The organism is Actinoplanes lutulentus (genome assembly GCF_003259845.1).
Taxonomy (GTDB): domain Bacteria; phylum Actinomycetota; class Actinomycetes; order Mycobacteriales; family Micromonosporaceae; genus Actinoplanes; species Actinoplanes lutulentus.
Genome location: NZ_QLMJ01000006.1, coordinates 234,209 through 247,358, shown reverse-complemented (window position 1 = coordinate 247,358; position 13,150 = coordinate 234,209). Strand labels below are relative to the sequence as shown.

The following is a 13,150-nucleotide window of genomic DNA, read 5'->3' as shown; positions in this document are numbered from 1 at the left end:
CACAGGCACGGCCTCAGACCGTCACGCCGCTCGGCACGCCCTCGTCGTCGCGGATGTAAACGAGCAGGTCACCGGTCTCGATGGTCACCACGGCCTCGCCACCGAGCGGCAGCACCTTGCCCCGGCGGATCAGCGCGACCACCAGGGTGATCAGCGCGCGCGGGTTCTTGCCGACCTCGGCGCGCTCGGCCGAGCGCATCGCCAGCGCCATGCCCTGCCCGGGGGTGAGCAGGTCCTCCACCACGTCGATCAGCGGCGGGGCGGTGGTGGTCAGGCCGAGCAGACGGCCTGCCGTCGAGGAGGACACGATCACGTGGTGGGCGCCGCTCTGCTTGAGCAGGGCGGCGTTCTCCTGCTCGCGGACCGCCGCGATGATCCGGACCTGACCGGCGGTGAGCTGGCGGACGGTCAGCGTGATCAGGACCGAGGCCTCGTCGCGGTCGGTGGCGATGATGACCGACTTGCAGTTCTTCACGTCGGCTTCGTTCAGCACGGCCGACCGGGTCGCGTCGCCCTCGATGACGACGAACCCGCTGGCCTGAGCCTGCCGGACGCCGGCTTCGCGGTTCTCCACGATCACGATGCGCGCCTTGTCGTACCCGGTCTCGAGAAGCGCGGCGACCGCGGCCCGGCCCTTGGTGCCGTAACCGCAGATGATGATGTGGTCCTTCAACTTTCGCCTCCACCGGCTGACCCGCAGGCCCTTGCGGTACTGGTCAGTCAGCACTTCCAGTGTGGTGCCGACCAGGATGATCAGGAAGAGGACGCGGGCGGGCGTGATGAACAGGACGTTCACCAGTCGCGCGCTCTGCGTCGCCGGGGTGATGTCGCCGTACCCGGTGGTGGAGAGCGTGACCACCGCGTAGTACGCGCAGTCGAGGAGGGTCAGCCCGTCCTCATTGACGTCGCGGTAACCCTCGCGATCGGCATAAATGATCATCACGGTGACCAGGACGAGGCCAAGCGCCATCGCCAAACGCGCTGCTAGAGCCTTCAATGGTCCCTGACGGACCAGCGGCAGATGAATCATGAAACCGCCCGCACGCACTCACCCTAACGGTCAAGCTGGAGATCACACCCGTAGGACGCTATCGGAGGCTCGATGAGTTGGCGCGCCGCCGTCGCAGGTTTCCTCCTGGCCGGTTCGCTGTCCGAGCCAGCGGCCGCCGCGACGACCGTCGACAAGGCCACTCTGCTGCTTCGCTGGACACAACCGACCGCCGCGAGCACGGCCGCCTGGAACGCCGCGCGGCGCGACCGGGACAGATGGGCGGAGTACGGGTTCGACTGGGCCACCGACAGCTGCAGCCACGCCCCGGAGCGGCCGTTCGGATTCCGGTTCGGGCCGGCCTGCCGGCGCCACGACTTCGGGTACCGCAACTACCGGGCCGCCGGTACCTTCGCCAAGCACCGCAAACGTCTGGACGAGGTGTTCCGCGCCGACCTGCGGGCCGAGTGCGACAGTCACCGCCTGGCCGCTCAGCCGCCGTGCAACGCGCTGGCGTTCACCTATTTCCAGACAGTGGTCCTGCTCGGTTCAAAAGAGAGACCTAAGACCCGCTGACCGCGTTCGCGAAACGAGCCGCGCCGTCCTCCAGGTCCGGGTGCTCGACCGCGAGAGCCAGCGCCACGATCCGGTCGAATCCGAGACCGGCGCCGTCCGCGTACGCCTCGTCGAAGGCCGCGTCGCCGAGCGCCGACCGGAGGGCCGTCTGCTGGGCCGACCAGAACGCCCCGAACGACTCGGTACGCCGAGCGCCCCGAGCCGCCTCCGCACCACCGAACAGGACCGCCGCCGTCGACGTGTCACCGCCCAGCACGCACCGCACGGCGATCGCGGCGACCGCGTCAGCGGCCGCACCCCGGAACCCGTGCCGCAGCCGCGACCGCAGCGCCACCACCAGGTGATCGTGCGCGGCGACCAGGTCACCGCGGCGCAGCGCGACCATGCCGAGCAGCCAGTCCACCGCGCGGCGGCCCCGGTCCTCCGGGTGCGCGGCCTCGATCTGCCGGGCGGCGCCGAGCAACTCGGCGGCCTCGGTCAGAGCGTCCCGGCGCCAGAGCAGCTCGGCCAGGGCCAGCACGGCCGGCAGCGCCGCCGACGAGGTGCCGAGCCGTTCCGCCTCGGCGATCACGTCGCGGCAGGCCCGCTCGGCCGCCTCGGTGTCACCGTCCAGCTGCACCCGCTGGGCGGCGAGCGCCCGGATCAGCAGCGGCGCGTCGCCGGACTCCCGGGCCAGCTCCTCGGCACGGGTCAGGAAACGTTCGCGCTCACCCCGGTCCTCGGCCAGTCCGGCGTGGACCAGGTAAGCCCCCGCCAGCTCGGTGCCGTCCACGAAACCGACGCCGCGCTGGTAGAGCCGGGCCAGCAGCTCACGGCCCTCGCCGGCACCGCCGTGCTCACGCCACCACGGGTCCAGCGCGCCGGCCAGGCGCAGGCCGGACCGCACGTCACCGCAGGTGGCGGCCCAGCGCAGTGCCGCCTGCCACTCCGCGACGTAGGGGCTCAGCTCGGTGAGCGAAACGGTCCCGTCGGTGTCCGTCGCGACCCGGTCCAGCGCCTGCATCGCCCAGGTCAGGTGGCGGTCGCGGACGGCGTGCTCGTCACCGGCCGCGACGAGCTGACGGATCGCGTATGCGCGTACCTGGTCGGAGAGCCGGTAGCGCGCACCCGGCACGACCTCGACCAGCGACTTGTCGGCGAGCTCGGAGAGCGCGCCGATCGATTCGGGCCCGCACCACTCGACCGTGGCGAGATCCACCGGCCCGGCGAAGACCGCGAGCCGGCGCAACAGATCCGCCGCGCGGGTGCCGAGCGTCCGATAGGACCAGGTCAGGTTGTTGGTGAGGCTCGCGTGCCGGCCATCACCGGCCGCGTCGTTGTCGAGAGCGCCGAGCGGGTCGTCGAGGCGCCGCGCCAGCTGGTCGGCGGGCAGCAGCCGCAGCCGGGAGGCGGCCAGCTCGATCGCCAGCGGCGAGCCCTCCAGCCGTGCGGCGAGCCTGGCCAGCTGCTGGTCACCGTCTCCGGGACGACCGCCCTGCGCGGCCGACGCACGCTCCCTGAGCAGCGCGAACGCGTCACCCGGCACCAGCGGCGGGATCCGCCAGACGGTCTCGCCGGCCATCCCCAGCGGCGCCCTGCCGGTCGCGACCACGTCGAGCCGCCGGCAACGGCTGAGCAGCCGGTGCACCAGCGTCACGGTCAGCGCCGGCGCCGCGTCGCAGGTCTGCAACAGCACCAGCATCCGCCGCTCGGCGCACTGCTCGACCAGGGTGTCGATCATCGGACGCCCCGGTTCGGGCCGCAGACCCAGAGCCGCGGCCAGGGTGGTGGGCAAGCCATCTGCCGCGGTCGCGGCATCGATCGTCCAGACACCACCCGGGTACGCCGGAAGCAGCTGCTCAGCGACCGCGAGCGTCAGTCTCGTCTTGCCGGCGCCGCCCGGGCCCACCACGGTGACCAGCCGGTTGTGGCTGATCAGCTCGGCCAGCTCGGCGGACTCGGCGGAGCGGCCGACGAAACGGCTGTGCGCGGCGGGCAGGTTGTGCCGGGGCGCCTCGGCGGTGCGTGGCCGGGGGAACTCGCGTTCCAGCCCGGGCGCGACCACCTGGAAGATCCGCTCGTCGTCGTCGAAGCCACGCAGCCGGAACGCGCCCAGATCCAACATGTCGACCGAGGCCAGATTCGAGGCTCGGCCGCCGGGCGGACGGGCGGACGCGGTGTAGGCGGCGGTCACAGCGAGTGCTGTCGCCTCGGAGCAAAGGATCTGTCCACCGTGTGCCGCGGCCGAGACTCGGGCCGCCCGGTGCACCTCGGCGCTGGCGTATTCACGACCGACCGGAGTGGCCCGTCCGGTGTGCAGTCCCATCCGGACGCGGGGCATCGCGTCCCGCCTCGGCCAGTCGTGTGCGGACAGCCGGCGCTGCGCTTCGACGCATGCGGCGACGGCCGCGTCAGCGTCGGTGAAAGCGATGAAAAATGAGTCACCCTCTGTTAAGAGTTCAACACCACCGAAGTCGGCCAACACAGCGCGTAGCACTGATCGATGCGCACCGAGAACTCCCCGGTATGCCTCGCCGAGCATCCGAGCAAGCCGTGTCGAACCCTCGATGTCCGTGAACATGAAGGTCACCAGCCCGCTGGGTAGCTCGTTCCATCCCGACACGGTGGATCCTCCGCCCCCTTTGTGGAAGTCGCGACTCATGCTGCCGTACCTGTGAGTCACCGCCCATCGTAGAAACGGACGGTAATCACATGCCCGCCACGGCCGACCCCTTACGGATTACTTTTGATCGCGGCATCGACGCGTGACGTACGGGACTACGCGTCTCGTAACGAAAGAGATCGAAGACAGAAACGCCGCGTACAGCCAAAACCGTCAGGACGTTCGGGTGTACCCAAACGGGGCAACAAATCGACACTCGGCGCGAGCGGAGGATCACCCGCCGGAGTCGAGACTGGAGGTTTGCTCTGAGTCACCGCGCGGCTTCGCGGGGGGCGCTCGGTTACTGCCGGCGCGGTGACGCGTACCGAATCAGCAGCAGCCACCGCCGCAGCAACCGCCACCACCACCGGCGGCCGGCGCGGGTGCGGCCTGGGCCGCGCCGCCGCGGCCGGCACCTCCGCCGACGGAGACTGTGGACAGCAGCTTGACGGTGTCGCCGTGGCCCTGGGGGCAGGACGCGGGCGCGGCGGAATCACTCATCGGACGGCTGACCTCGAAGGTGGCTGCGCAGGCGCGGCACCGGAACTCATAACGCGGCATCCGACCAGCGTAGGGCCCCTGCGGTGATCCGTGCACCGGGAGTTCTCCACATGGCCGGAACGACTTCCGTCAGGTGTGACACGAACGGGTATGGTCGTGCCCGTGACGGAGGCCCCCAAGACACCGGCAGAGGGAATCGAGCTGCGTACGGCGGCACCGCATAAGGGCGGGCCGCTGGAGAGTTCTGGTGCTGCCCCGTCGGAGAGTTCCGAGGCCGCCTCCTCCGACAAGACGGATAAGACTGATAAGTCGGAAAAGCCGGGCGAGGGGCCGAAAGTCGGCGCGATGCCGCAGGTCGGTGCGATGCCTGCGGAAAAGGCCACACCGGACACCGTCGCCGTGCCGAAGCAGCGGAGCAAGGAAGACGCGGCCAAGCCCGCAGAGGCAGCCAAGCCCTCAGACGCCGGCAAGCCTTCGGAGGCCGCCAAGAGCGACGCTGCGGGCAAGAAGGAGCCGGCCGCCAAGGCTGCCGCCGGTGAGGGCAGTTCGGACGGCAAGGGCGATCCTGGCAAGGCCGCAGGGGCCACTGCCGGCAACACTGCCGGGGCCGCGGTGACCAAGACTCGGCGGTTCCGGCCGGTGCATGTCGCCGGGCGGGCCGGGAAAGCCACCGCCGGCTGGGCCAAGGGTCCGAGCGGGCGCGTCATCATCCCCGGCTTCGTGATCGTGGCGCTCGTCGTCCTGGCGGGTACGTCCGGCGCTTATCTCGTACCCAAGGCTCTGGACGCCGCGCCCGCGCCCAGCGCGACGCCTACGTTCGGCGGCGAGGCCGCGGCAGCGGCCTCCGCCGCGCCCGGCGGTCTTCCCGGAGATCCCGCAGCCGGGCTGACCGGACTGCCGACCGGGCTGCCCACCGATCTCTCCACCGGGTTGCCCACCGGTGTGACCACCGGCGTCCCCACCGTCGGGGCGACCGGCCTGCCCGGCATCACCGGCCTGCCGACCGGATTGCCGACCGGGCTGTCCACCACGCAGCCCGCAGTGGGCGGCGCCCGGCCCGCTGACGCTCTCGCCAGCTGGGCCACCCAGGTCGGCACCCAGGTCGGCATCCCGGTCGTCGCGGTGCAGGCCTATGGGTACGCGGAACTCGTCACCGCGAAGACCACACCGGCCTGCCACCTGAGCTGGACCACCCTCGCCGCCATCGCGAAGGTCGAGTCCGAGCACGGCAGCCACAACGGCGCTGTCCTCGGCGTCGACGGCGTCTCCACGCCGACGATCTACGGCCTCCAGCTGGACGGCAAGGGCGGCCGGATGCTGATCACCGACACCGATCAGGGCCAGCTCGACGGCGACCCCACCTTCGACCGGGCGATCGGGCCGATGCAGTTCATCCCGGCCACCTGGAAAGAGAGCGCTGTCGACGCCGACAACGACGGTGTGAAGAACCCGAACGACATCGACGACGCCGCGATGACCGCCGCCGTGTACCTCTGCAAGGGCGGACGCGACCTGACCAAGGCGGAATCCTGGTGGGACGCGATCCTCTCCTACAACGCGGTCCGGCCGTACGCGCAGAAGGTTTTCCAGTTCGCGGACGACTACGGACGCCGCAGCCGAGGCTGAAATTCGCGACTCTGGGTGAGCGTGCCCATACTTTTGCGTGGCCAGCACTTCCCTGATGGTCACGTAAACGGCACGATGTACGGGTGAGGGTGCGTGAATGGGATCCACGCTCCGCGTCCGCGGCCGAGATCCAGTCGCTCGTGGAGACGGTGAACGCGGCCATGTCCGCAGACCTTCCCGACGATCCACCCTGGCGTGACGTGCAGGTCCGGGACTATCTCGCCGAGACCATGCCCGGCGAGCGGCGGATCACCTGGGTGGTCGAGGACGACCGGGTTCCCGAGGGCGAGGGCCAGATCTTCGCCCACGTCAACATCCTGCTGCTCGGTGACATCGGGGTGCTGGAGATCCTGGTCCGGCCTGACCTTCGCCGTCGTGGGCTCGGCCGTCAGCTTGTCGGGGTGGCCGCCCGCCGGGCGTACTTGGAAGGTTTCACCTCGATCGGGGTGGAGGCGATCGGCGCCACCCCGGCGATCGCGTTCTACGAGTCGCTCGGCTTCGAGAAGGAGTACGTGGAGACCCGCAGCGTGCTCAACCTGGACTCGGTCGACTGGCTGACCCTGGGCGCGATGGCGAGCGGGATAAGCACCGGTTACCGGATCGAATATCACCCGGGCGGGCCGCCGGACTCGCTGCTGGAGGCGTACGCACAGGCCAAGGCCGAGGCGCAGAACGACGATGACGACCTGGACCTGGCACCCCGGTCGTCCGACCCGCAGCGGCTCCGGGAGTCGATCGACACGCTGCACAAGCGGGGCCTGAAGCCGTACATCGTGCTCGCCATCCACGAAGCGAGCGGGACCGTCGCGGGCCTGACCGAGGTAGTGGTCCCGGCGCAGCACCCGGAACGCGCCGATCAGTACGACACGATCGTCGTCCGTGAACACCGTGGTTACGGCATCGACCGCGCGATCAAGGCCCGGATGCTGTTCGAGCTGCGCTCAGCCGAGCCCGGCCTGCGCCAGGTGCAGACGTGGAACGCGCAGCAGAACGAGTCCATGCTGAAGGTCAACGCCGAGCTCGGTTACCAGTCCGACCGGGACTGGTTCGAGTACATCGCCGACGTGACCCACCTGGTGCAGGCCCTGGAGCCCCGGGAAAATCAGTAACGCTCTCTCAACCACTGGGCGACCTCGGTGGCCCAGTAGGTGAGGGTGATCTGGGCCCCGGCGCGCTTGATCGAGGTGAGCGACTCCAGGATGGCCCGCTCGCGGTCGATCCAGCCGTTGGCCGCGGCGGCCTCGACCATCGCGTACTCCCCCGACACCTGGTACGCCGCCACCGGCACGGTGACCCGCTCCCGGATCGCGGCGATCACGTCGAGGTACGGCAGGCCGGGCTTCACCATCACGATGTCGGCGCCCTCGGCCACGTCCAGGTCGACCTCGCGCAGCGCCTCCCGCAGGTTCGGCGGGTCCTGCTGGTACTGCCGGCGGTCGCCCTGAAGGCTCGACTCGACAGCCTCACGGAACGGGCCGTAGAACGCGCCCGCGTACTTCGCCGAGTACGCCAGGATCGCGATGTCCTGGTGGCCGGCGGCGTCCAGCGCCTTGCGGACCACGCCGATCTGGCCGTCCATCATCCCGGACGGGCCGACCATGTGGGCGCCGGCGTCGGCCTGGGCGACCGCCATCCGGCCGTAGATCTCCAGCGTGGCGTCGTTGTCGACGGAACCGTCGGCGCCGAGCACCCCGCAGTGCCCGTGCGAGGTGAACTCGTCGAGGCAGAGGTCGCTCATGATGACGGTGGCGTCGCCGAACTCGGCCCGCAGATCGCGAACGCCGACGTTGAGGATGCCGTCCGGGTCGAGGCCCGCCGAACCGGTCTCGTCCTTGTCCGCGTTGTCCGGCACACCGAAGAGCATCAGGCCGCCGACGCCGGCGCTGATCGCCTCGTGCGCGGCCTTGAGCAGCGATTCCCGGGTGTGCTGGAAGACGCCGGGCAGCGTGCTGATCGCTTTCGGCTCGGTCAGCCCGTCTTTCAGGAAGAGCGGGAGGACCAGCTCGGAGGGCGCGACCCGGGTCTCCTCGACGAGGCGGCGGATCGCAGGCGTGCGCCGGAGACGGCGCGGGCGGATGTCGGGGAAGGACATCGGGGCTCCCGTTTCAAAAGAAGAAGCGCGCCGGTTGGACAACCGGCGCGCTTCGTATGAATCAGCGGAATCGAAGAGCCGTCGGCCCCTGGACCTTGGAGCCGCGGCGCTGCTTCGCGGGCATCGCCGCCAGCTTCTCGCGAAGCTCGAGGGCGTACTCGGCGAGCGCCTCGACCAGGTCCGGCACCGACGCGTTCTGCGGCTGGGTGTCGACCCGCAGGCCGAACTCGACAGCGGTCTCGGCGGTCTTCGGGCCGATCACCGCGACGACAGTGCGGGCGTGCGGCTTGCCGGCGATGCCGACCAGGTTCCGTACGGTCGAGGACGAGGTGAAGAGCACCGCGTCGAAGCCACCCGACTTGATCGCGTCGCGGATCTCGGCGGGCGGCGGGGCCGCCCGGACGGTCCGGTACGCGGTGACGTCGTCGACTTCCCAGCCGCGCTCGATGAGCCCGGCCGCGAGGGTCTCGGTGGCGATGTCGGCACGCGGCAGCAGCACCCGGCCGACCGGGTCGAGGATCTCGTCGTGCGGCGAGAACTCGGCGAGGAGGCCGTCGCTGGACTGCTCGCCGGCCGGGATGAGCTCCGGCTGGATGCCGAACGCGCGGACCGCCTCGGCGGTCGCCTCACCGATACAGGCGATCTTCACGCCGCCGAAGTGGCGGGCGTCGAGGCCGTGCTCGGCGAACTTCTCCCAGACCGCGCGGACCGCGTTCACCGAGGTGAAGATCACCCAGGCGTACCGGCCGTCGACGAGGCCCTTGACGGCGCGCTCCATCTGGGCCGGGGTGCGCGGCGGCTCGACCGCGATGGTCGGGACCTCGCACGGGATCGCGCCGTAGGCACGCAGCCGGGCGCTCATCGCGCCGGCCTGCTCCTTGGTACGCGGAACCAGAACCTTCCAGCCGTACAGCGGACGGTTCTCCCACCAGCTCAGGTTGTCGCGCTCGGCGACGTCCGAGCCGACGGTGAGCACGACCCGGCCGGTGAAGCCGAGCGCCGCCGCGACGAAGCTGTCCACGGTCGAGGTGGTGGTGTACTGCGTCTCACCGGTGCCGTCGCCGGTCACGCCGACCGGCACACCCGGCTCGACGCCCGCGGCGAGCAGACCGTCACGGACGGCGGCGAGGTCACCGGCGTCCACGGCGACCGCGAACGAGCCCTTCTGGGCAGCGCCGGCGAGCGCGTCGAAGTCCAAGGTGGTGACGTCGTCGACGTCGGCGGCGATGCGGACGCCGGGCAGCGGGACACCCGCGTATGCCGCGACACCCTCGGCCTGGCCGATACCGGGGATCACCTCGAAGTGCACGGCGGTACGCGCGACCGCCTGCACCTCTTTCACCACGGACTCGTGCCCGAACGGGTCACCGGCGACGAGGTGCACCGCGGAGAGACCGGACTTGGCGGCGGAGAGCAGCACCTTGGCGACGTCGCCGGGGGCACCCTCAGCCGGGCTGAACTGGGCGTCTTCCTTGGCGTCGGAACGGACGGCGCTCAGCAGTGACTCGGGCACGCCACGGTCGTAGACCACCTGGTCGGCATCGGTCAGCGCCGCGTACGCGCGACGGGTCAGCAGCTCCGGGTCGCCGGGTCCGGCGCCGATGAACGCGATGCGTCCTGCTGGCTTACGGGCGGTGCGGGTGGTCATTCTGTGCTCCCCATCAGGGTATCGGCGCCGGCGTCGAGGAGATCGGTGGCGAGCGCCTTGCCGATCTCCGCCGCGCTGGCGGGCGTTCCGGTGCGCGACAGCCGGATGGCTCGAACCCCATCCGGGCTGATCACCGCACCGCGCAGGTAAATCTCGTCGCCGTTCTCACCCTCGGCAAGTTCGGCATGTGCGGCGACCGGGGCGGAGCACCCGGCCTCCAGCGTGGCAAGCAACGCCCGCTCCGCCGTGACGACGGCGCGGGACGGTGCATGGTCGAGTGCGGCCAGCAGCTCGACCAGGTCTGTGTCGTCGGCCCGGCACTCCACCGCCAGCGCGCCCTGTGCAGGGGCGGGCAGCATGAGCATCGGGTCGAGCGTCTCGGTGATCTCCGCGGTCCGGCCGAGGCGCGCCAGGCCGGCCCGGGCGAGGACGACCGCGTCGAGGTCGGCCTCAGGGCCGAGAACCCGCGCGATCCGCGTGTCCACGTTCCCCCGAATCGGCGTGACCTGCAACTCTAGGCCCAAAGCCAGCAATTGCGCGATTCGGCGCACCGCCCCGGTCCCGATCTTGGAGCCGGGTGGGAGCTCGGCGAGCGTCAAACCGTCCCGGGCGATCAGGGCGTCACGAGGGTCTTCCCGCGGTGGCACCGCGGCGATGTGCAGCCGCGGGTAGTCGCTGGTGGGCAGGTCCTTGTACGAGTGGACGGCGAAGTCGATCTCGTCGGCGATCAGCGCGTCACGCAGCGCGGACACGAAGACACCCACGCCGAGCTCGGCGACCGGCGCCGCGGAGCGGTCGCCGGATGTGACGATCCGGACAAGCTCCACCGCGCGACCGGTGGCGGCGGTCAGAGCGTCGGCGACCATCTGCGACTGGGTGAGCGCCAGCGCGCTCCCCCGGGTGCCGAGACGAAGTGGTGCGGTCACGCTTTCCCCCCGATCTCCGGCACCGCGTTCGCGTGAGTGGCGAGCGGCACGTCCAGGTCGAACAGTTCTCGCAGCAGCGCGGCGTACTGATCCCCGCCGGGCTCCGCGGCCAGCTGGCGCACCCGCACGGTCGGCGAGTGCAGCAGCTGCTGCACGACCCGGTGCAGGGTACGGGAAACATCGGCCCGTTGCTCCTCGGTGAAATCCGGCCGCCTGGAGATCAACTTGCGCATCTCGGCCGAAACCACATCTTCGGCACGGGTCCGCAACGCCGCCACGGTAGGCGCGATCTCGGCCCCGCGCAGCCAGCCGAGGAAGTTGTCCACCTCACTGGCGACGATCTGCTCGACGGCCGCGGTCTCGGCCGCCGCCGGCAGGGCACGGCGGCTCGCCGCGAGCCCGTCGATGTCGACCACGACGAGTCCGGGCAGGTCAGCGGCGTCCGGCGCCACGTCCCGGGGCACGGCCAGGTCCAGCACGATCAGAGGGTGCTCAGCGCCGTCCCGGGCGGCGAGCGCCGCGGTGAGGCGGTCCCGGGTCAGCACCGGCTCGATGGAGGCGGTCGCACTGACCACGATGTCCACCTCGCCGAGCGTCCGCTCGAGCTCCTCGAACGGAACCGCGACCGCGCCGTACGCCTCAGCGAGCCGATCAGCCCGGTCCATGCTCCGGTTGGTGATCCGCAGCGGCCCCACACCGGTCCGGGTGAGGGTCGCCACCGACAGGGCGCCCATCGCGCCGGCGCCGATCACCAGCGCGGACCGTCCGGTCAGGTCGACGCCGAGATGGTCGGCAGCCACGTCGAGCGCGGCCGTCACGACGCTCTGGCCGGCCCGGTCGATGCCGGTCTCGGAGTGCGCCCGCTTGCCGACCCGCAGCGTCTGCTGCATGAGCTCGTGCAGCAGACGGCCGACCGAGTCCACCTCGGTCGCCGCGTGGTACGAGTCCCGCAGCTGCCCGAGGATCTGCGCCTCGCCGACGACCATCGAGTCGAGCCCGGAGGAGACCCGGAACGAATGCCGGACCGCGGCCTCTCCGTAGTGCACGTAAAGGTGGCTGGCGAGCTCGCTGGCCGGGATGCCGGAGTGCTCGGCGAGCACGTTGCAGATGTCGCCGAGACCACCGTGGAAACCGGTGACGGCCGCGTAGACCTCGACCCGGTTGCAGGTGGAGACCACGACGGCCTCACCGACGTACGGCTGAGCGACCAGTTTCTGCAGCAGGCCGGGCAGCGCGGAGTCGGGGATCACGAGTCGTTCCAGCGCTGCGACGTCGGCGGTGCGGTACGACGCACCGATGCTGAGCAGGTTCACGATCCGACCGCCTCCTGATTGCCCGCCGGGGCGGACCGGCCGCCGGGCAGCGCGGTCAGAGACGCCTTGCGGTGCTCATGGAACGAAAGGATCTGCAGCTCGATGGCGAGATCCACCTTACGAACGTCGACGTTGGGCGGCACCGAGAGGACACCCGGCGCGAAGTTGAGGATGCTTGTCACACCCGCGGCGACCAGCACGTCCGCGACTGCCTGGGCCGAGCCCGGAGGAGTAGCTATCACGCCGATGGCGATCGACTCCTCGGCGGCGACCTGGGGCAGCTCGTCGATGTGCCGCACGACGAGGCCGTTGACCGTGTCGCCGACCTTGCCCTGGTCGGCGTCGAAGAGGGCCACCACGCGGAAACCACGGCTCGCGAAGCCGGCGTAACCGGCCAGGGCGTGCCCGAGGTTGCCGACACCGACCAGGCAGACCGCCCGGTTCTTGTCGAGGCCGAGGATGTATTCGACCTGGTCGATCAGGAGGGTGACGTCGTAACCGACACCACGGGTCCCGTACGAGCCCAGGTGGGAGAGGTCCTTGCGAAGTTTCGCCGAGTTGACGCCGGCCGCCGCCGCGAGACCCTCGCTGGACACGGTCTCAGCGCCGGTCTCGGCGAGGTGGTGGAGCGCGCGAAGATATTCAGGCAGCCGTGCGATGGTCGCCTCGGGGAGATCCGGGAAGGCCGGGACGACACCGGCATCGCCGGGCGTGCTTCCTTGACGCTGCTGACTCATCTGACTCCGTGCCGACGAGGCGAACCTGCGGTGAGCCCTGTCTGTGCGATACCGGTGAAACCCACTTGGGGTGGCTGTGGTAGCGGGGCTCGTCGGAGTCAC

The 13,150-nt window shown here is 70.6% G+C and carries 11 protein-coding genes; 3 read left to right on the top strand and 8 right to left on the bottom strand.

Translation table 11 applies throughout. The annotated features are described in order from the left end of the window. Nucleotides 1-13: 13 nt before the first annotated feature. Complete coding sequence (locus tag B0I29_RS16450) at nucleotides 14-1,030, bottom strand: potassium channel family protein (RefSeq protein ID WP_111649957.1); 1,017 nt, start codon at nucleotides 1,028-1,030, stop codon at nucleotides 14-16. 72 nt (nucleotides 1,031-1,102) lie between these two features. On the opposite strand from B0I29_RS16450, the gene B0I29_RS16445 reads away from it, so the two are divergent. After that, a complete protein-coding gene (locus tag B0I29_RS16445) occupies nucleotides 1,103-1,564 on the top strand; it encodes a phospholipase (RefSeq protein ID WP_111649861.1) in 462 nt (153 codons plus the stop codon). Here the strand turns inward: B0I29_RS16445 and B0I29_RS16440 are convergent. Both B0I29_RS16440 and B0I29_RS16435 read right to left on the bottom strand, forming a co-directional pair. Next, nucleotides 1,551-4,166: an adenylate/guanylate cyclase domain-containing protein gene (locus tag B0I29_RS16440; protein ID WP_375790632.1), complete on the bottom strand. Its 2,616-nt coding sequence runs from the start codon at nucleotides 4,164-4,166 to the stop codon at nucleotides 1,551-1,553. The genes B0I29_RS16445 and B0I29_RS16440 overlap by 14 nt on opposite strands. 369 nt (nucleotides 4,167-4,535) lie before the next feature. After that, the gene (locus B0I29_RS16435; RefSeq protein WP_111649859.1) at nucleotides 4,536-4,766 is read right to left on the bottom strand and encodes an FmdB family zinc ribbon protein; all 231 of its coding nucleotides are present in this window, start codon (nucleotides 4,764-4,766) and stop codon (nucleotides 4,536-4,538) included. Between the two features lie 102 nt (nucleotides 4,767-4,868). Between B0I29_RS16435 and B0I29_RS46700 the strand changes: the two genes are divergently transcribed. Next, nucleotides 4,869-6,332: a lytic transglycosylase domain-containing protein gene (locus B0I29_RS46700; protein ID WP_245972559.1), complete on the top strand. Its 1,464-nt coding sequence runs from the start codon at nucleotides 4,869-4,871 to the stop codon at nucleotides 6,330-6,332. 83 nt (nucleotides 6,333-6,415) lie between these two features. Continuing rightward, nucleotides 6,416-7,441 carry a GNAT family N-acetyltransferase gene (locus tag B0I29_RS16425; RefSeq protein ID WP_111649858.1) on the top strand — a complete coding sequence of 342 codons (1,026 nt, stop codon included), beginning with the start codon at nucleotides 6,416-6,418 and terminating at the stop codon, nucleotides 7,439-7,441. Here the strand turns inward: B0I29_RS16425 and hemB are convergent. From hemB to B0I29_RS16400, 5 genes are all read right to left on the bottom strand, one after another. Beyond that, nucleotides 7,435-8,424 (bottom strand): porphobilinogen synthase, encoded by a 990-nt coding sequence (hemB, locus tag B0I29_RS16420; RefSeq protein ID WP_111649857.1) that lies wholly within the window; start codon nucleotides 8,422-8,424, stop codon nucleotides 7,435-7,437. The two genes, B0I29_RS16425 and hemB, sit on opposite strands and share 7 nt — an antisense overlap. 61 nt (nucleotides 8,425-8,485) lie before the next feature. Next, nucleotides 8,486-10,072, bottom strand: a complete 1,587-nt coding sequence (locus B0I29_RS16415; protein ID WP_111649856.1) for a bifunctional uroporphyrinogen-III C-methyltransferase/uroporphyrinogen-III synthase — start codon at nucleotides 10,070-10,072, stop codon at nucleotides 8,486-8,488. Beyond that, nucleotides 10,069-10,998, bottom strand: a complete 930-nt coding sequence (gene hemC / locus B0I29_RS16410; protein ID WP_111649855.1) for a hydroxymethylbilane synthase — start codon at nucleotides 10,996-10,998, stop codon at nucleotides 10,069-10,071. Before hemC ends, B0I29_RS16415 begins: the two co-directional genes overlap by 4 nt. After that, entirely contained in the window at nucleotides 10,995-12,311 is a 1,317-nt protein-coding gene (locus tag B0I29_RS16405; protein WP_111649854.1) for a glutamyl-tRNA reductase, read from the bottom strand. The genes hemC and B0I29_RS16405 overlap by 4 nt, the downstream gene beginning before the upstream one ends. After that, nucleotides 12,308-13,048 (bottom strand): redox-sensing transcriptional repressor Rex, encoded by a 741-nt coding sequence (locus tag B0I29_RS16400; protein ID WP_111649853.1) that lies wholly within the window; start codon nucleotides 13,046-13,048, stop codon nucleotides 12,308-12,310. The genes B0I29_RS16405 and B0I29_RS16400 overlap by 4 nt, the downstream gene beginning before the upstream one ends. Nucleotides 13,049-13,150: the final 102 nt, after the last annotated feature.